The following is a 17,705-nucleotide window of genomic DNA, read 5'->3' as shown; positions in this document are numbered from 1 at the left end:
CACATGGCACTTTTGTTCATCGACGGTTTCGATCACTACGACCCGCAGGCCGTGGACAGCTTTGGCGATCCGTGGCTCGCGCGTGGCAAGGCGGCGTATCTGTCGCCGCAGGCCACCCGCATCAATGGCCGTCGCCCGTCCTCCTATGCCCTGCGTTTGCCGGAAGGCTCGGGCGGTGGCTACGTCAAGAACCTCGACGCCACCAAGACCAGCCTGATCGTGGGGGCGGCCATTCGCGTGGTGCCGTACCAGAACACCTACACCGAGCCCTTGCTGCTGGGCGTGCGCGATGCCAACGCGCAGGTCGCCCACCTCGTCAAAATCGGCGAGGATGGGCGGCTCAAGCTCTACCGCTGGCAATACGGCTACGACCAGTTGATCTCGACCTCGGTCGCCAGCGCCCCGGCACGCGGCTGGCACTACATCGAGCTGCAGGTCACGCAAGGCACCAGCAACGGCGTGCTGTCGGTGCGCATCAACGGCATCCTGGCCATCCAGATGACCGCGCAGAACACCCTCCAGGGTGGTGGCCAACTGGTCACCGCATTCGTGGGTGCGGTTCCGGGCCAGTCGTGCCCGCTGACCATCGACGTCGATGACTTCTACATCGCCGACACCACCGGCACGATCAACAACACCTTCCTGGGCGATGTGCGTGTCGATGCTTTGCAGGCACAGGCCGATGGCAGCCTGAACCAGTGGACCGCCAGTCCGGTCGGTACTGCCGCATGGGAAGCCGTGAGCGACGAGGACGAGGACACGGCGATCAGCGCGCCCAGTGCAGGACTGCGCCAGTCCTTCGATGTCGAGGTGCTGCCGGTGATGGCCACGCCCGCCATCTACGGCGTGCAACTCACGATGCTGGCGCGCAAGACCGATGCGGGGCTGGGCAAGGTCAAAGGCCTCGTGGTCAGTGGTGCGCAAACTGCCACCAGCGCCGACATCATCCTGCAGGAGCAACTGGCGTGGCAGAGCACGCTGTTCGAACGCAACCCGAACGGCAACGTGCAATGGACGGAGGCCGCCTTCAATGCCGCTGAGTTCGGCGTGGAGTCGGCATGACGGATCGCGTCATCGCTCAAGACCTCGCGGAGGTCTCCAGCAGGCCGACGCCCGGAAGTGAACTGCCGGAATTCCAGGGCGAAGTGCTGTCGCGTGCATCGTTCGGAGCCCGTGCGGCTACCTTCACGCCCGAAACCGCCATTGCACCGGTTCCGCCCAACTTGGCTGCGACTTGGCTTGCTGAGTCTCTGGCGCACCCGTGGCCGCCCATCGATGCCCCGGTATTCCTCGTCGAGGTGCTGCGCCGGGACACCGCATCCAGCGCCGTCGTCGCCACTGGCATGGACGCCTTCGGGGATCAACCCTGGCCGGATGCGCAACGCGGTGTGTTTGCCTTCCGCCACGACTGGACCGAGCCCTTGGTCGAACGGCTGGAGTGGCAGACCAGCGTCACACGGCTGGCCAGCGGCAACGAATCCCGGCAAGCACGCCGCCGCGTTCCTCGGCGCTGGCTCACCTACAAGGTGGGCAATGCCCGCCCGACCGACGCACTGGTCGCCGACTGGCTGGCCGATCATCTCGGTCAAATGGCGCTGTGGCCGCTGCCGCAGTACGCGGTGCACCTGACCGAGCCCTGCGAACGTGGCGCACTGGCGCTCAGCGTGACGGACGCTGACGGGCGACAGTTCGGGCCACTTTCGGCCAATGTGCATCTGACCTACGACGGGGTGCAAGGCTGGCAGGAGACAGAGAGCAATGGACGCTGGGTGCTGATCATCGCCGCCGATGGCTGGCAAGTCGCCCAACTTGAGCGTGTGGAAAGCGATCTACTCTGGCTGACGGAGCCCTTGGCACGCGCCGCAGCCGTGGGCAGCACCATCATGCCCTTGGTGTGGGGCAAGGCCATCGATCCGGTGGATCTCACGCAGTGGGTGCCTGGCATGGTCGGCGGCAACGTCCCCACACAGATCCAGCCTGCGCCACTACCCGACCAGGATGTCCTCGATGACCCATGGCTCGACGAGATCCCGGTCTGGCCAGATGGCAACTGGCGTGACGATCCGACAGCCGCCGCGCAAGCCACGATCACCCGCCAAGACTTCTCGCCTGCAGATCCGTGGGTGCGCAGGGACGATCCGTGGGCGACGACGACTTTGCAGCGGCGCTATCTGGCCAGCTCACTCGATGAAATCGAGATCTGGCGGGCGCGGTTGTGGCGCACCCAGGGGCGTCTGGAAGCCTTCTGGCTGCCCGATAGCTTGGCCCCGATCCTGTGGGTGAACGTCGAAGCCGATCCCGAAGATGGCTTCCTGCGCGTGGATGGCAAAGACATCTCCGCGCGAATCTCGGATTTTTGGCATCGCCCCGCCGCCTGCTTGATCGTGCATCCAGACGGCTATCGGCAGTACGCCCTGACAGCGACATGCCATCTGGATCAAGGCAGTGTGCTGGTGCTGCGCTCAGGCCACGACGACTGGGTGCCCGCAGGCAGCCGCGTCATTCGCCTCGTGCGCTGCCGCCTGGATCACGATGCCATCGATCTGTACTGGCACAGCCCGACGCTGCTGGAGATCACTTTGACAGCACGTCAGTTGCCCGAACCACGCGGAAATGATCGTCAAACCTACGAGGGAGAGTAAGCACGATGAGCCAGAGCCCATTGCTGGAAGTCGAGCTATACGCCTTCGCCAGCAACAGCGCGCAGTTCTATCTGACGCCGCACGAATTCGACGTTGATCTGGATGGCAACCTCTACAAGAGCCTGGCCTTGGAACGCAACGAACTGGCGCTGGGTGCTGAAGCTGCGAAGGCTGGCTTGGATCTGAAACTGCCGCCGAACTGTGATTTGGTGCGCCACCTGCTCGCCAACTCGCTGACCGGCGACACCACCTCGATCACCCTGCGCATCGGACGGCGCGACACCTGGGGCGACTACTGGTGGATCTCCGGAACGCGCTGGATGGGCCGGGTGTTGGGCGTCGAAGTTGCTGACGATGTCGCTCGCGTTCGCTGCGAGTCGGCGCAAGTCAGTCTCAAGCGTATCGGGTTGCGGCGGCTCTACAGCCGCAAGTGTTCCCACGTGCTGTATTCGGCTGCCTGTGGTGCCTCCCCGATTTCTGCCAGCGCCTTGGTGAGCAACAGCAATGGCCGCAACGTCGATCTCGACGGTGGCACGCCCGGCAGCGTCAGTGGTGGCTTGGCCGGTGGCTGGCTGCAAACCCCGGAAGGTGCGCGCCACATGATCGTCAATGACTACGGTGGTGGTGTGGAGTTGCTCTATCCGGTGGCCATTGAAGTCGGCACCGAGGTGCTGCTGACGGTCGGCTGCGATCACAGCACGGCCACGTGCGAGTCGCGCTTCGGCAACCTCGACAACTACGGCGGCTTTCCCGCCATCCCGAGCAAAAACCCGTTCTCGACGGGCGTGTTCTGAATCCCTGGAGAAATCGCCATGTGGTACCTCGTCGTCATCGTGGTGGCGGCGCTGGTTTCGGTCGCGCTCGCGCCGAAACCGCCCGAACCCAAACCGGCGTCCCTGTCTGACGTCGATGCCCCCACCGCAGAAGAAGGCCGACCGATTCCCGTCGTGTTCGGCACCGTGCTACTGCGTGGCTCCAACGTCGTCTGGTACGGCGATCTGGAAGCCGAACCGATCCGCAAAAAAGGAGGCAAGAAATGAGCACGGATGTAACCGTCACCATCGACGATGTGCGCGCCGTTGGCCTGTGCGTGAACGGCACGCGGGTCTGGTTCGCGCGCCACGACCTGGACTTCCGCGCGTTTCTGCGTGACGGCTGCGCTGCCGACACCTTGCTGGACACCGGCGACGCGATGGCCTTGCGGGTGGTCGAGCACGCCCGTGCGCACACCCGGCAGGAGCAGCACTGATGGGTGGCAGCAGCAAGAAGCAAACCGTCGGCTACCGCTACCGGATGGGATTGCACCTGGTGCTATGCCAGGGGCCGGTCGATGCCGTGCAGGAGATCCAGATGGGCGACCGCACTGCGTGGGGTGATGCCGACCGTGCGCCGCTGTCCAGCGGGCACGGCCTGACCACTCTCAGCATCAACAAGCCCACGCTGTTTGGTGGTGACGAGCGTGAAGGTGGCGTAGTCGGCAACATCGATGTACTGCCTGGTGGCTCTGGACAGGGACGCAACGACTATCTGATGAGCCGCCTTGGCAGCGCCATTCCAGCCTTCCGGGGCGTGCTGTCCTTGGTGGCACGCAAGATCCTTTTCGCGGCCAACAACCCTTACATCAAGCCATGGGCGGTACGGGTGCGTCGCTTCACGGCGGGTTGGTTCGATGCTCCGTGGATGGAGTGGAACGCTGAAGTCCGCACCTGGGATGAGGACGAAGGCCATGAGATCAGCGTCGGAATGAACCCGGCACACATCCTGGTGCAGTGCCTCACCGATCCGCATTGGGGTATGGGCTATCCGCAGAGCACCATCGGTTGGAGTTTCTGGAACGCAGCGTGGGCCCTGTCGAGCGAGGGCTTCGGCCTCAATCTGATCTGGACGCGCCAGCAGCCCATCGAGAGCTTCATCGGCCAGGTCATCGACCACATTGGCGGCATCCTCTACACCGACCCGGAGCAAGGCACGTTTGAGCTCAAGCTGCTGCGCGACGACTATTGGATCGACAGCCTGCCGCAGTTGGGGCCTGACGAAATTGTGCGGCTGGAACGCTTCGAGCGCGCCCAGTGGGGCGAGCTGCCCAACGAATTAACGGTGGTCTACACCGACTGGCAGACCGGCGGTGATGCTGCCGTCACGGTCGAGAACCTGGCCGCCATCCAGTTGCAAGGCGGCGTGATCAATCAACGCCGCGACTACCCGGGCGTTAACTACGGGCCACTGGCCGCGCGGCTGGCCTTGCGTGACCTGCGTGCCTTGGGTTCACCACTGGCCCGGATGAGTCTGACAGTGGCACGCGACACGCTGGAACGTGCGCCATTGCCGGGTGACGTGTTCCTGCTGAACTGGCCGCGCTTGGGTGTGGATCAGATGGTGGTGCGCGTCACCGGCATCGACACCGGCACCTTGGGCGCGGCCGAGTGGCGCATCGAAGCCATGGAAGATGTGTTCGGGATGAGCAACACCGTGCTGTCGCCCCCGCCACCGCACGTCGAAGAGCCGACCATCGAACCTTTGCCGCCCGCCGTGGTGCTGGCCGTCGAGGTGCCGTATTGGGAACTGGCCCGGCGCTTGTCGCGCGCAGATCTGGCCTACCTGACCGACACGGACACCTATCTCGGTGCGCTGGCCGCCGCCGGTGGCAGCGGGCAGTTGAATTGGCAACTGGCTACCGGCGCGTCCGGCGGCGACCTCACTGCCGTGGTGGGCGAAGACTACGCACCACTGCTGACGCTTGATGCAGCCTTGACTGCCAGCGAGGTCGATGCCATCGGCATGCCGGTGACGGCCATCAGCCAGCCGGAGAGACTGGCCGAGGGCGACTACGCCTATCTGGTGGATGCCAGTGGGGCGATTGCAGAGGCAGTTGCCATCCTAGCCTTCGATGCCGCCGACGCGACCATCGATCTCGCACGCGGTGTGCTCGACACCACACCCCAAGCACATGCCTTGGGGAGTCGGCTGATCGGTGTCGGCGAATGGCTGGCATCGGAAGGTGCCGAACGCGCCCCGGGCGAATCGATGTTTGTGGGCGCGATTCCTCGCACATCGACCGATCAGGGCGATCCTGTGTTGGCCGCCAATGGGCAGCCGATGGTGCTGGCTGGTCGGCAGGCTTTGCCGTATCCACCCGGTCGTATCCGCCTCAATGGCCAGACTGAGCCTGCCGTTGTGGCCGGTGATCTCAACGTCGCGTGGGCACATCGCGACCGCACTCAGCAGACCGCCTACCTCGTGCAGCAAGACGAGGGCGATATCGGGCCAGAACTGGGCGTGACCTACACGGTGCACATCCGCAATCGCAACAACGTGCTGGTTCGTACTGAGACGGGGCTGTTCGGCACCGCCTACATCTGGACGGCAGCAGTGGCCGCGCTGGATGCCGGTGCGCTGGGCGACCGCATCACGGTGGAGATCAGTGCCGAGCGCGATGGTTTGAGTAGCTGGCAGCCGCAGGTGCGGGTCATGGATCGCGCGGGCTACGGCCTGCGCTGGGGACAGTATTGGGGAGGTGTGTGATGGAGCCGCGCATCGATGTTCATCTGCTCACGCTAAACGAGCCTGCCGAATGGCGTGAGGCCTGCATCGCCAGCCTCAAGGACGCACCGATCCAGTTGCACGTTTTGCACGGCATTCCTGGCCGTATTGGTGAGGCACGCGCGGCAGGCTATGCACAAGGCACGCTGCCGCTGGTGTCCTTTGTCGATCCCGACGATTTGTACGAAGCCAGTGCCTTCACACAACTGGCCGATGCGCTGGATGCCTGCCCGCAAGCCGTGATGGCCTACACCGACGAAGCACTGACCGACGAAAGCGGCCAGGACATCGCCGTGCGGCGTCTGGCCTACAGCCGTTGGCAACACGCCAACAGCGCCAGCCACGTGCACGGCCTGATCGTGATGCGTCGATCCGTCGTCGAAGCCGTGCTCAAGGAAACCACTGACCTCAACAACTTCGCCGACTGGTTGCTGACCCTGCTCGTAGCCAAGCGTGGCGGCGTGCTGTACCTGCCCATCGTTGGGCGTCATTGGCGACAGCACCCGCAGCAAAGCCACAGAACCGGCGATCCGGAAGCAGTCCGGCGCATTCGCCAAGCCTCGAATCTCTGGAGATAGACCATGTCATCAATCGACCCGAACCTTGGACTCAACTATGGCTGGACGCTTGGCGAGAGCGGCTGGGACACCGGCATGGACACCAACCTCAAGCGCCTCGGCGCAGTGGTCGGGCTGTCCGTGAAAGACCGCGACCTGACCATGCCACCGGCCAGTCCCGCCAACGGTGACCGCTACCTCATTCCTGCCGCTGCCACGGGCGTGTGGGCAGGCAAAACCAACCAGATCGCGGTGCGCATTGCCGATGCCTGGGAGTTCCACTCGCCCAAGATCGGCTGGCTTTGCTACATCGAGGACGAGGCCAAGCTCTCGGCCTACAAGTCCACTGGCTGGAGCGCAGGCATCGCCATCTGATTTCCCATCTTCGTACCCACCAGAAACCCGCCCACGAGGCGGGTTTCGCATTTCTGGAGACCGCAATGACCGAACCCGAACAACAACAGCCTGCGCTCGTCGAGAACATGCTCCTCTTGCGCCGCGAGGACTTCGACGAACTGCTGGACCGCGCCGCTGAACGCGGAGCCGAGCGTGTCCTGACCCACCTTGGCCTGGAAAACGGCCACGCCGCACGCGACATCCGTGAGCTGCGCGACCTGCTCGAAGCCTGGCGCGATGCCCGCCGTACTGCGTGGCAAACCACCGTCAAGGTCATCACCACAGGCATCCTGGCCGCACTGCTAGTCGGTGCCGCCATCAAGTTGAAACTGATGGGAGGCCCGCAATGATCGAGACACTGCTTGGTGGCCTCCTCGGCGGGGCATTCCGTCTTGCACCTGAAATCCTCAAATGGCTCGATCGTAAAGGCGAACGTGGCCACGAACTGGCGATGCAAGACAAGGCGCTGGAGTTCGAGAAACTGCGTGGCGCGCAGCGAATGTCGGAAATCGGCGCGGGTGCCGACGCGGCATGGAACGTCGGAGCCATCGAAACCATGCGCGAAGCGGTTCGCACTCAGGGCGAGAAAACCGGTGTGCGCTGGGCCGATGCGCTGAGCTCCAGCGTCCGCCCGGTCATCACCTACTGGTTCATGGCGCTGTACTGTGCGACCAAAACAGCAACAGTCGCCGCCGCTGTGACAGGTGGCACAGGCTGGGGCGTTGCCATCCTGTATGCCTGGACGGAGGCAGACCAAGCCCTCTGGGCCGGGGTGCTGAACTTCTGGTTCCTCGGGCGCGTATTTGACCGGGTGCGGCCGTGATCGAGGTGCCGAAGGCGGCCATCGAACTGGCCAAGCGCTTTGAGGGATTCGAGCGTAAGGTGAAGCGCGGAATCGAGATCACTGCCGTTCCCTATATCTGCCCAGCAGGGTTCTGGACGATTGGGTACGGCCATCTCTGCGATCCCAAGCATTCGCCGATCACGGAGGCAGAAGCTGAGGTCTATCTGGCGCGCGACCTGCAATCGGCACTCGCCGCGACGCTGCGCTACTGCCCGGTGCTGGCCACAGAGCCAGAGAGCAGGCTCGCTGCCATCGTGGACTTCACGTTCAACCTCGGGGCGGGGCGGCTGCAGACCTCGACGCTGCGACGGCGGATCAACCAACGAGACTGGGGTGCAGCCGCAACAGAGCTGCGTCGATGGGTCTATGGTGGCGGCAAAGTGCTGCCGGGACTCTTCGCGCGACGAGAGGCTGAAATTTCCTTACTGGACACCAAAGTGTAGGGCATCGAGTTTCTGCGGCGCGAATACTTCATGCATCCCATCGCTATTCTTTGCCGATCCCCAGAAGTCCTCAACTCCAGATCAGGCGCCAGGTTGCAACTCCACGCGCACTTCCCGTGGTTTACCGGCCCGCTCAACTGACAAGACCACAACATCTCCTACCTTTCGGTCGTCAAGCCGTGCGAGCAGTTTGGCGACATCGTCGACGGGAGCGCCGTCTATGCCTGTGATACGGTCTCCCGGCACGATGCCTTCGGGGCCAACGGTGATACCGCTCAGCCCCGCCTTTTGCGCCGCTGAGCCAGGGGCGACACGGAGCACAAACACGCCTTGGGTACTGGTCAGTGCCTGCAATCGGCGGTTGAGCTGCTCGTCTACCTCGATCCCAAGCGCCGGACGGATGTATTTGCCGGTCTTGATGAGTTGTGGCACCACACGCATGACCGTGTCCACCGGCACGGCGAAGCCGATACCAGCCGATGCACCGGAAGGGCTGTAGATCGCTGTGTTGATGCCGATCAGGCGGCCGGCCGAATCGAGCAACGGCCCACCCGAGTTGCCGGGGTTGATGGCGGCATCGGTTTGAATCAGGTGTTCGATGGTCACTCCGCCAGATTCCCCGGGCAGCGATCGATCGAGCGCGGACACGATGCCGGTGGTGAGTGTCCAATCCAGGCCGAAGGGGTTGCCGATGGCGAATACCTTTTGTCCCACCTTGAGGTCTGCGCTGGTGCCGACCGGAACGGCGGGCGGGCGCTGGAAACCGACGCCGATTTTGAGCACCGCGATATCGTGAGCCGGACTCACGCCGACCAGCGCGGCTTGGTAATCGCGGCCGTCGGCCAGTTTGACCGTGGCCTCCGACGCCCCCTGAATCACATGAAAGTTGGTAACGACATGACCGGCGTCATCCCAGATGAAACCCGAACCCGTCCCGCGCGGCACGGAAAAGACGTTGCGCGTCCAGACATCTCGTACCAGTTGGGACGTCGTGATGTAGACCACCGATGCTCGGGATTTCTCGAACAGTTCGATGGTGGCCTTTTCATCAGCGGCCAGATCGCCACGCGGCGTGACGGTGCGCTCAGCGGCTTGGCGCGGGCTGAACCAGGCCTCGATGGCGGGCAGGAACTGCCAGAACAGCATGAGTGCGGCAACGCACGCAGTGATGAAGAGCCACCGCCGGACGAAATGATCCGGAGCTGGGCGTTGTGGGTAAGGATCGTGGTAAGCCATGGCGGGGGTTCCTTTCGAGTGATTTAGCGCCAAAGGCCGCTCAGGCCCCGGCGTGGCGGGCGCATCGGGGCGAACGACCTTGGCGCGAGATATTCCGTTTGGAACGGCAGGGCCTGCGATGGCTGAGGCGCCAACGCCATCAGGCGCGCGATACGATCCTCTGTCGCCGGATGCGTGCGCAACCAGGACGGTTCGGGATTCCCCCAGCCGGGCAACAACCAGGCTCGCCACGAGCGGCTCACCCGCTCGATCTTCGCCAGCGCCGAGGCGAGCCCGTGCGGATCTCCCGTCAGCTCTACTGCCATCCGGTCGGCATCGAACTCTCGCACACGTGACAGACCCAACTGTGCGAGCAGTGCAAGTTGCGGCGAAGCGGCCAACAACAGTAAGCCAATCCAGTTAATTTCTGCTGCACCGACCAGCAAGGCTGGCATGCTGATCAGGAGCGCGACCTGACCCAACAACGCCAGCAGGTTCGTGAGCCGGCTGATCGAATCGGCCAAGCCCATGACACGCAGATCTTCTTGAGCGATGTGCGCGACTTCATGCGCCAGCACGGCTTGCAGTTCCCGGATACTCAGGCTGCGGAGCAGGCCATCAGTGAGGGCAATGGAGGCATGGCGTCGCGAACCAGTAGCAAAAGCGTTGACGATGCCGCTGGGCACATAGTGGGGAACCGGCGTATTCGGCAATCCGGCGCGCGCGGCCAACTCCCGCAACAGCGACCAGATTGCGGGGGCTTCATCAGGGCGCAAGGGACGGGCGCCATACAGACGCAAGGTCATCGCGGAGGCGGCGACAGGTTCGATCAGCAGGGTCAATGCGCATGTTGCCAGTGCCAGCCAAAGGCCAATCTCGCCGAACAGCAGACTGCCAGCGGCAGCTGCGATCCCCACCAGGGTCAAAACCAGCAGCGCGGTTTGAAAGCGATTGAGCCAGCGGTGCCTCGACCTGGCATCGTGTCGGCCGACTAGACCATAGGGGGTCATGCCTCCATTACTCGCTCTTGCGGTCATCGCGTTCACGCATGAGCCAATAGGTCAGACCCAAGGCCAGTACCGTCCCCGCCAGGGCGGCCACTTTGGCAGGATCAACGTCGGGTTCTAGGATGATGAACTTGCGGGCCAGTGCCAGGATCGCGATCAGAATGACGGTCTTGACCTGGATGATGCTTTCCTTGCGCAGAGCCACTTTGACGATCGAATGCTTGAATTCCATGGCGATCAGCAGCGTCATGGTGGCACCGAACACCAGCTGGAAAACCTTATGATCCAGTGGATTCAGCGCATCCATGACGAGCAGTGTGAACACCAGCCGAATCAACTGAATCAGCGAAATCACAATTACCAACGCGATGACGCCCGAAAGCGTGATGGCAACGAACTGCTCGAAGCGCTCGTAAACCGTCATCAACCGCCACTGGGAGCGCATCTCGTCAAGGGCCGTGTGGCCAGATTCTTTATGCATAAGCGTTGCTCTCTCTTTCAATGAAACGTAAATGGAACGGGGAGTCCGAGAAGACGACTCGATTACACCTGGATTGCCGAGGCAATTGCGAAGCCACCCAGCGCATAATGTCCTGCGCGCCCGTGGCGCCGCCGATGGGTGGATCAGCCTCTTGCACGTCAACCCTTTGACCCATGCATGGCATCAATCCGGCTTCTGGTCTGGCGGCAGCAATCCCAGCAGATCCGCCTGCAAATGTTGCAACTTGTCGATGCCAGCCCTCAATGCCTCGACACGGCCGGCTTTTTTCATTTCACTCAGGGCGTGAGCCATCTGCTGAATACTCTGATGCAGGACATCGACCTGATCATCAGGATCCTTGCCGAAGGACGTAGGGCGGCCACTTTGATCCCGCCAGTATTGGAGTGCTTCGGGTTGAGGCGGCACTTGGGTCTTACCTGACAGATAGTCGATCATCTGGGAAATCCAGACCCGGTGGTCGACGTATGTGAACGGCACGGGCAGCGCGTAGCGACTGTCAGGTTTGAATCCCTTCCAGGATAAGGGTACCTGCCAGGTGTGTAGCCATTGCTCGAATTCATGCGCCGGCATCGGATGCCCGATGGCATAACCCTGGCCCCACTCGCATCCCATACGCAGCAGCATTTCACCATGCTGAATGGATTCGACTCCCTCCGCGATGCAGTTCCTGCCAAACGACCTTGCCAGTGCCAGTAGCGCATCCAGGATGGCGGTATCGTCCGGATCCTCGAGCATGTCGCGTATAAAACCTTGGTCGATCTTGAGCAGGTGCGCGGGCAGGCGCTTCAGATAGGTCAACGATGAATAGCCGCTGCCGAAATCGTCGAGGGCAAAACGCAATCCCATCCTCTCGCACAGCGCCATCAACTGAGACACTTGAGCGAAGTCCTCCACGGCGCTGGTTTCGAGGATTTCCAGTTCAAGGTCTTGCGGCTGGGCGCCGGGATGTCGTGACAACATACCCCGTAGATGCATGATGAAGTCCGGTTGCAGCAAGTGCCGCGCACCGATATTCACGCTGATCGGGACATGAAGGCCGGCCTTGCGCCAAACTTCGATCTGGGTCAGCGCAGCCTCGATGGTCCATTCCCCCACGTCAATCCCGAGCGGATGATTCTCAATGAGGGGTAGGAAGGAGGCAGGAGATAACAAGCCACGCGCCGGATGTTGCCAGCGGATCAAGGCTTCGGCGCCCAGCACCTCACCGGTGCGCATGTTGACCTTAGGTTGGAAATAAAGCAGAAACTGCCCATTGGCCAGTGCATTCTTTATGCTGTCAAATCCTTCGTGACGGGTGCGCAGCGTACGATCCTTCTCCGTATCGAAAACGTGATATCGATTCTTGCCGGCTTGCTTGGCACGATACATAGCCTGATCTGCCTGCCGCAGCAGTTGGTCGGCGTCGATATCTTCGCCTTGCGGGTAGTAGCTCACACCGATACTCGCGCTCACCTCGCACAGTGCGTCACCAATCGGTACGGGCTGTGCCGCTACCTCGATCAGGCGACCGAGAATTGGTACGCTGATGGAAACATCCGGCAGGTCGACCAGAACAGCGACAAACTCATCACCACCAAGACGGGCCAAGGTATCGCCTTCGCGCAACACCTGCGCCATACGCCTGGACAGGACGGAAAGCAATTTGTCGCCGACTGCGTGGCCGTGCTGGTCGTTGACCTTCTTGAATCCATCCAGATCGATGAAGACAACCGCCAGGTGCATGCCACGCCGACGTGTCTGACGAATGGCCTGCTTAAGGCGGTCTCCAAGCAATAGTCGATTGGGCAAGCCGGTGAGCAGGTCGTAATGAGCAACGCGTTCAAGCTGTTGCTGGTTCTCCTTCAGCGCCGTGATGTCGGAGAACATGGCTGCGTAATGCTCGATATGGCCCTGCATATCCGGGACTGCACTGATCGTCAGTAGCGCGGCAAGCTGACTGCCGTTCTTGCGCCGGCACCAGAGCTCTCCGTGCCAATAGTCGTGCTCACGCACAGCCTGCCAAACGGTCTGATAGAACTCATCGTCATAGTGATCGGACTGGAGTAGACGGGGTGTCTGGCCCAATACTTCCTCCCGCGCATAACCAGTGATCACGGTAAACGCCCGGTTGACGTTGACAATGTGGGCCTGAGCGTCGGTAACGAGGATGCCCTCTCCTGCGTGCGCAAAAACTTTAGCCGCAAGGCGAATCTCTTCCGCGGATCTTTTGCGTGAGGTGACATCATGGATATAGCCGTGCCAGAGAATGCTCCCATCAGGCATGGCTTCAGGCGACCCCTCGCCTTCGACCCAGATCACCCGACCGTCTGGAAACTGCACTCGGTACTCGTCATGCCAAAGCGCGAGTGACTGCCCCGACGCCTGTATGGTTTCATGCACACGGTCACGGTCTTCAGGATGGAGCGCCGCGAACGCAGGAGTGGCATCTTCAACAACATCCTCCGGTGCAACCCCGTATATTTCCCGCATCTTCGCGCTGGCATAAGGGAAGTGCGAGCTGCCGTCCGGACGAAGACGGTATTGGTAAAGCATACCGGGAACGTGGCTGGCCAACTCTTCTCGCTGTAGGCGCATAGAGTTCAGCGCCTGCTCGATCCTTTTGAGATCGGTGATGTCCTCTACCGTCGCTGTGGTCAGCTCGATGGGTTCTCCGGCGAACAGCGGGTACTGGCACCGCCCGCAATTGGGCTTCTCTGCCAACTTGTTGGCTGGCACGCGATTGATGGATTGGCAGTGTGGGCAGACGATATGCATGCTGGCACTCATGAGCTGGCTCCTTGGGACACAGAGGAAGCAATGGCTCCGGCAGTTGGACCACTGTGCCATGGGGATTCGAGCTGTAGCCCTTGCGTCAGTTGCCGGATGCTGTATTCATCCAGCGTTTCCCGTGCGAGCAGTTCGCGCGCGCACCGCTCCAGCACTTCTCGGTTAATTTCGAGAATTCGGTATGCACGATCAAACACACCCATCACGATGTCACGGATGGCTTGGTCGATGCGTGTCTGAGTCGATTCGGCTACCCGGCAGCCACCCTGTACCAGTTCAGGCGCATCAAGAAAACGCGGCCTCTGTGCCTCAAAAGCAACGTACCCCAAGCCCTCATCCATGCCGAAGCGCGTAATCATGTCGCGGGCGATGTCGGTGGCCCGCGCGAGATCGTCTGAAGCCCCTGTGGACAGCTCGCCAAACACGAGCTTCTCAGCCGCGCGCCCTCCCAGGAGCACGGCGATCTTGTGCTCCAGGTCGGCACGTGTCATCAGAAATCGGTCTTCGGTGGGCCGCTGCAGGGTGTAGCCGAGTGCACCGATGCCACGCGGAACGATTGAAATCTTGTGTACCGGATCGGTGCCGGGCAGCGCCAGCGCCACCAGCGCATGCCCCATCTCGTGATAGGCCACGGTTTCCCGCTCCTTGGGATTGAGCACTCGGTTCTTCTTCTCCAGGCCCGCCACGATGCGCTCGATGGCGGCGGTGAAGTCTTGCAGTTCCACAGCCTGCGCCTTGCGCCGGGTCGCGGCCAGCGCGGCCTCGTTGACCAGGTTCGCGAGGTCTGCACCCGAAAAGCCCGTGGTCAGCGCAGCCACCTGTTCGAGATCGATATCCTGAGCCAGCGTCACCTTCTTGACGTGGACTTTCAGGATGTCCAGCCGTCCCTTCTTGTCGGGCCGGTCCACCAGCACCTGACGGTCGAAGCGACCGGCGCGCAGCAGCGCCTGGTCGAGGATTTCGGGGCGGTTGGTGGCGGCGAGGATGATCAGCCCGACCGAGCTGTCGAAGCCGTCCATCTCCGTGAGCAGCTGGTTGAGGGTCTGCTCGCGCTCGTCGTGGCCGCCGATGGGGCCGCCGACGCCGCGCGCGCGGCCCAGCGCATCGAGCTCGTCGATGAAGATGATGGCCGGCGCCTGCCCGCGGGCCTGCTCGAACAGGTCGCGCACGCGCGCTGCACCCACGCCGACGAACATCTCGACGAACTCCGAGCCTGAGATGGAAAAGAACGGTACCCCGGCCTCGCCCGCCACGGCCTTGGCCAGCAGGGTCTTGCCCGTGCCGGGCGGGCCAACCAGCAACACACCTTTCGGGATGCGCGCCCCGAGCCGTCCATACTCCTGCGGATTCTTGAGGAAATCGACGATCTCAACCAACTCCGCCTTGGCTTCATCGACGCCAGCGACATCGGCAAAGGTCACGCCAGTGTTCTTCTCCATGAATACCTTGGCACGGCTCTTGCCGATGCTCAGGAAGCCACCCATGCCCTGCTTCTCGGCGAAGCGGCGGAACAAGAAGAACCAGACGCCGAAGAAGGCCACCGCCGGCAGAATCCAGGAGAGCACATCACGTAGCCAGGTGCTTTCCACCACCCGCGCATAGGGCACGTCGTACTTGGACAGCCGCTCGGCCAGGTCGGGTTCGACACGGGTGGCCACGATGGTGGTCTTGCCCCGGCTGTCCGGCGATTTCAGGCGCCCGGTGACCGTGCGGTCCGACACCAGCACTTCGGCAACGCGCCCCTCGGCCAGCGCCTTCTCGAATTCGCTGTAGGGCACGGGCTCGACGGTCTTGGCCGCCTGCCAGTCGTTCTGCAGCGTCAGCAGCAACAGACCGGCGACGATCCAGTAGCCAATGTTCCATTGATCTTTCTTTTCCATGGGCAATGTTCCTCGCAAGTCGTGTCGCTAGAGAATGGGGGTGAACAGACGGGCCACCCCGTCGCGCAAGCGGATGGCCAGCGGGCGGGCGCGCAACGCCTTCGCCGATATCTCGCCCGACGCATCACGAGCGGCATCAAAAAGGGATTCCAGCCGCGTAGACAGCGCGGTGTCGTACACCTCCACATTGAACTCGAAGTTGAGGCGCAGGCTGCGCGCATCCCAATTGGCCGAACCCAGGCAGCACCACTGGCCGTCTATCAGCATCAGCTTGCTGTGGTCGAACGGGCCAGGCCGTTCGAAGATGCGTACACCGTGCTCCAGCACCTGCCAGTAGTGGGCGCGCGCGGCCCATTGCACCGTGGGATGGTCGCCGTTTGCGGGCGTCAGCACGTCGATACGCACGCCGCGCAACGCGGCCGTACTCAGCGCCGCGATCATCGGCTGATCGGGGACGAAGTAAGGTGTCCAGATGCGCACCGAATGCTTCGCCGCGCTCAAAGCGCCCATGAAGGTCCAGCGCATCCGGTCCAGGGCCTCGTCGGGACCGGCCTCGATGCCGCGCGCCCAACTGGTTCCCGGCTCATCAGCCGTTACGGGCGGTTCGCCCCAGAAACCCTTGCTGAGCCGCTCGCCCGTGGTATCGCACCAATCATCGGTGAAGCTCCGCATCAGATGCTCTACCACCGGCCCGCGCAGACGAAAGTGCAAATCGTGACAGGCCTGGCCCGGCGCATCGGGCCGCCAGTACGGACCGAAGATGTTCATGCCGCCGGTGAAACCCGTCCCGCCATCGATCACCAGCAGCTTGCGGTGATTGCGCAGATGCGCGGCATGCAGGCGCGCGGGAATCAATGTCGGGTTGAACGTCGCCACCGGAACGCCGGCGCGCTGCAAGGCGCGGTAGGCGCTGCGGGGCCTCCAGCGGGCATACACGTCGTCGATCAGCGCCCGCACTTGCACGCCGCGCTCATGAGCCCGGCGCAGCGCATCGACGAACTGCGCCCCGATGCCTTGGCTGTCGAAGATGTACGAGGTCAAGGCGACGCTGTACCGCGCCGATTCGATGGCGGCGAGCATGGCCGGGTAGGCCTGCTCGCCATCGACAAGCGGCTCGATGCGGTTGCCGCCGGTCAGCGACTGGCCGGTGGCGCGCCCCACCAGGTGGGCCAGACCGGCAAGTGGCGGCGATACAGCCTCGGGCATCGTGGGTGAGAGGTCCTGCCGAGCAGCAGGATCTGCCCCCGGGAAGAGCCGCCGCGCCCGCCGCTGGTAACGGTTGACGCCGAACAGCCCATACAGCAGCGAACCGGCCAGCGGCAACAAGGCGATCAGCAGTACCCACAGCGTGGCCGATCGAGGGTCACGCTTGTAGATGACCGCGTGCCCCGCTGTGGGGACAGCGACCGCCAGCGACACGAGGGTGGCTGCCCATGTCAGCCCATTGGGGTCGGACACGACAGCCTCCCATCGCTCAAGATTCGCCGTCCGCTGACTTCTTCTTGCGCGCAGGCTTGCTCGTGTCGCCAGGCGGTGCCTCGGCCACGTTCGCGGCATCGGGCTTTTCAGGCTCAGCCGGCTTCGCGGGTGGCTCCTGGCGCTCGAAGACCACCCGTTCGGCCTTGTCGTCCCAGCGGGCGCTGGCGTGATCGCCCTTGCCGATACCGCCACCCAGCATCTCGCGCGCCAGTGCCGTCTCCAGCTCGCTGCGGATCAACCGCTTGAGCTCGCGCGCGCCGAACTCGGGCTTGTAGCCTTCCTCCGCGAAGTGGTCGATCAAGGTCTGATCGAAGGTCAGCGTCACGCCCTGGCTGGCGGCGTTGCGGGCCACACGATCGAGCTGCAGGCCGACGATATGGCGGATCTCCTCCTTGCCCAGCGCATGGAAGACGATGATCTCGTCGATGCGGTTG

Annotated in this window: 18 protein-coding genes; 11 read left to right on the top strand and 7 right to left on the bottom strand. The window is 62.9% G+C overall.

The features are described 5' to 3' along the window. Positions 1-3 precede the first annotated feature (3 nt). From AC5P5V_RS14725 to AC5P5V_RS14675, 11 genes are all read left to right on the top strand, one after another. The gene (locus tag AC5P5V_RS14725; RefSeq protein ID WP_236213241.1) at positions 4-1,062 is read left to right on the top strand and encodes a hypothetical protein; all 1,059 of its coding nucleotides are present in this window, start codon (positions 4-6) and stop codon (positions 1,060-1,062) included. After that, positions 1,059-2,642, top strand: a complete 1,584-nt coding sequence (locus tag AC5P5V_RS14720) for a hypothetical protein (protein ID WP_236213242.1) — start codon at positions 1,059-1,061, stop codon at positions 2,640-2,642. The genes AC5P5V_RS14725 and AC5P5V_RS14720 overlap by 4 nt, the downstream gene beginning before the upstream one ends. 5 nt (positions 2,643-2,647) lie before the next feature. Next, the gene (locus AC5P5V_RS14715) at positions 2,648-3,436 is read left to right on the top strand and encodes a DUF2163 domain-containing protein (protein ID WP_236213243.1); all 789 of its coding nucleotides are present in this window, start codon (positions 2,648-2,650) and stop codon (positions 3,434-3,436) included. Positions 3,437-3,454: 18 nt separating this feature from the next. Next, positions 3,455-3,682, top strand: coding sequence for a hypothetical protein (locus tag AC5P5V_RS14710; protein WP_236213244.1), 228 nt, complete (start codon positions 3,455-3,457; stop codon positions 3,680-3,682). Then, on the top strand, positions 3,679-3,891 hold the full coding sequence (locus AC5P5V_RS14705) for a hypothetical protein (RefSeq protein ID WP_120966998.1): 213 nt from the start codon (positions 3,679-3,681) through the stop codon (positions 3,889-3,891). Before AC5P5V_RS14710 ends, AC5P5V_RS14705 begins: the two co-directional genes overlap by 4 nt. Beyond that, entirely contained in the window at positions 3,891-6,164 is a 2,274-nt protein-coding gene (locus AC5P5V_RS14700; protein WP_236213245.1) for a phage tail protein, read from the top strand. The genes AC5P5V_RS14705 and AC5P5V_RS14700 overlap by 1 nt, the downstream gene beginning before the upstream one ends. Next, on the top strand, positions 6,164-6,760 hold the full coding sequence (locus tag AC5P5V_RS14695; RefSeq protein WP_236213246.1) for a glycosyltransferase family protein: 597 nt from the start codon (positions 6,164-6,166) through the stop codon (positions 6,758-6,760). Before AC5P5V_RS14700 ends, AC5P5V_RS14695 begins: the two co-directional genes overlap by 1 nt. A gap of 3 nt (positions 6,761-6,763) precedes the next feature. Beyond that, positions 6,764-7,114 carry a DUF2793 domain-containing protein gene (locus AC5P5V_RS14690; protein WP_236213247.1) on the top strand — a complete coding sequence of 117 codons (351 nt, stop codon included), beginning with the start codon at positions 6,764-6,766 and terminating at the stop codon, positions 7,112-7,114. A 65-nt stretch (positions 7,115-7,179) separates the two neighbouring features. Further along, positions 7,180-7,485, top strand: coding sequence for a DUF6127 family protein (locus tag AC5P5V_RS14685; RefSeq protein ID WP_020200523.1), 306 nt, complete (start codon positions 7,180-7,182; stop codon positions 7,483-7,485). Continuing rightward, a complete protein-coding gene (locus AC5P5V_RS14680; RefSeq protein ID WP_236213248.1) occupies positions 7,482-7,958 on the top strand; it encodes a hypothetical protein in 477 nt (158 codons plus the stop codon). The genes AC5P5V_RS14685 and AC5P5V_RS14680 overlap by 4 nt, the downstream gene beginning before the upstream one ends. Beyond that, positions 7,955-8,422 carry a lysozyme gene (locus AC5P5V_RS14675; RefSeq protein ID WP_170265834.1) on the top strand — a complete coding sequence of 156 codons (468 nt, stop codon included), beginning with the start codon at positions 7,955-7,957 and terminating at the stop codon, positions 8,420-8,422. Before AC5P5V_RS14680 ends, AC5P5V_RS14675 begins: the two co-directional genes overlap by 4 nt. Before the next feature lie 81 nt (positions 8,423-8,503). Here the strand turns inward: AC5P5V_RS14675 and AC5P5V_RS14670 are convergent, their stop codons facing one another. From AC5P5V_RS14670 to AC5P5V_RS14640, 7 genes are all read right to left on the bottom strand, one after another. Then, positions 8,504-9,658, bottom strand: coding sequence for a S1C family serine protease (locus AC5P5V_RS14670; RefSeq protein ID WP_236213249.1), 1,155 nt, complete (start codon positions 9,656-9,658; stop codon positions 8,504-8,506). Between the two features lie 23 nt (positions 9,659-9,681). Next, positions 9,682-10,647, bottom strand: a complete 966-nt coding sequence (locus AC5P5V_RS14665; RefSeq protein WP_236213250.1) for a zinc metalloprotease HtpX — start codon at positions 10,645-10,647, stop codon at positions 9,682-9,684. Positions 10,648-10,654: 7 nt separating this feature from the next. Next, positions 10,655-11,125 carry a phosphate-starvation-inducible PsiE family protein gene (locus tag AC5P5V_RS14660; protein WP_495215925.1) on the bottom strand — a complete coding sequence of 157 codons (471 nt, stop codon included), beginning with the start codon at positions 11,123-11,125 and terminating at the stop codon, positions 10,655-10,657. A gap of 183 nt (positions 11,126-11,308) precedes the next feature. Next, positions 11,309-13,912 carry a putative bifunctional diguanylate cyclase/phosphodiesterase gene (locus tag AC5P5V_RS14655; protein WP_495215924.1) on the bottom strand — a complete coding sequence of 868 codons (2,604 nt, stop codon included), beginning with the start codon at positions 13,910-13,912 and terminating at the stop codon, positions 11,309-11,311. Next, entirely contained in the window at positions 13,909-15,792 is a 1,884-nt protein-coding gene (gene ftsH, locus AC5P5V_RS14650) for an ATP-dependent zinc metalloprotease FtsH (RefSeq protein ID WP_236213251.1), read from the bottom strand. Before ftsH ends, AC5P5V_RS14655 begins: the two co-directional genes overlap by 4 nt. 27 nt (positions 15,793-15,819) lie before the next feature. Next, the gene (gene cls / locus AC5P5V_RS14645) at positions 15,820-17,250 is read right to left on the bottom strand and encodes a cardiolipin synthase (RefSeq protein WP_236213252.1); all 1,431 of its coding nucleotides are present in this window, start codon (positions 17,248-17,250) and stop codon (positions 15,820-15,822) included. Positions 17,251-17,266: 16 nt separating this feature from the next. Next, a partial coding sequence (locus tag AC5P5V_RS14640; RefSeq protein WP_495215923.1) for a ClpB D2-like domain containing protein occupies positions 17,267-17,705 on the bottom strand: 439 nt, incomplete at its 5' end.

Source organism: Stenotrophomonas sp. YJH_SMC_130 (assembly GCF_059369035.1).
Note: the sequence above shows the minus strand (reverse complement) of the source record. Positions and strands in the feature narration are given on the sequence as shown.

Bases quoted from the DNA above. Each gene is read 5' to 3' on its own strand.
- AC5P5V_RS14680 (WP_236213248.1), top strand. From the start codon at position 7,482: ATGATCGAGACACTGCTTGGTGGCCTCCTCGGCGGGGCATTCCGTCTT.
- AC5P5V_RS14710 (WP_236213244.1), top strand. From the start codon at position 3,455: ATGTGGTACCTCGTCGTCATCGTGGTGGCGGCGCTGGTTTCGGTCGCG.
- AC5P5V_RS14670 (WP_236213249.1), bottom strand. From the start codon at position 9,658: ATGGCTTACCACGATCCTTACCCACAACGCCCAGCTCCGGATCATTTC.
- AC5P5V_RS14700 (WP_236213245.1), top strand. From the start codon at position 3,891: ATGGGTGGCAGCAGCAAGAAGCAAACCGTCGGCTACCGCTACCGGATG.
- AC5P5V_RS14690 (WP_236213247.1), top strand. From the start codon at position 6,764: ATGTCATCAATCGACCCGAACCTTGGACTCAACTATGGCTGGACGCTT.
- AC5P5V_RS14720 (WP_236213242.1), top strand. From the start codon at position 1,059: ATGACGGATCGCGTCATCGCTCAAGACCTCGCGGAGGTCTCCAGCAGG.
- AC5P5V_RS14695 (WP_236213246.1), top strand. From the start codon at position 6,164: ATGGAGCCGCGCATCGATGTTCATCTGCTCACGCTAAACGAGCCTGCC.
- AC5P5V_RS14705 (WP_120966998.1), top strand. From the start codon at position 3,679: ATGAGCACGGATGTAACCGTCACCATCGACGATGTGCGCGCCGTTGGC.
- AC5P5V_RS14715 (WP_236213243.1), top strand. From the start codon at position 2,648: ATGAGCCAGAGCCCATTGCTGGAAGTCGAGCTATACGCCTTCGCCAGC.
- ftsH (WP_236213251.1), bottom strand. From the start codon at position 15,792: ATGGAAAAGAAAGATCAATGGAACATTGGCTACTGGATCGTCGCCGGT.
- AC5P5V_RS14725 (WP_236213241.1), top strand. From the start codon at position 4: ATGGCACTTTTGTTCATCGACGGTTTCGATCACTACGACCCGCAGGCC.
- AC5P5V_RS14685 (WP_020200523.1), top strand. From the start codon at position 7,180: ATGACCGAACCCGAACAACAACAGCCTGCGCTCGTCGAGAACATGCTC.
- AC5P5V_RS14665 (WP_236213250.1), bottom strand. From the start codon at position 10,647: ATGACCCCCTATGGTCTAGTCGGCCGACACGATGCCAGGTCGAGGCAC.
- AC5P5V_RS14655 (WP_495215924.1), bottom strand. From the start codon at position 13,912: ATGAGTGCCAGCATGCATATCGTCTGCCCACACTGCCAATCCATCAAT.
- AC5P5V_RS14660 (WP_495215925.1), bottom strand. From the start codon at position 11,125: ATGCATAAAGAATCTGGCCACACGGCCCTTGACGAGATGCGCTCCCAG.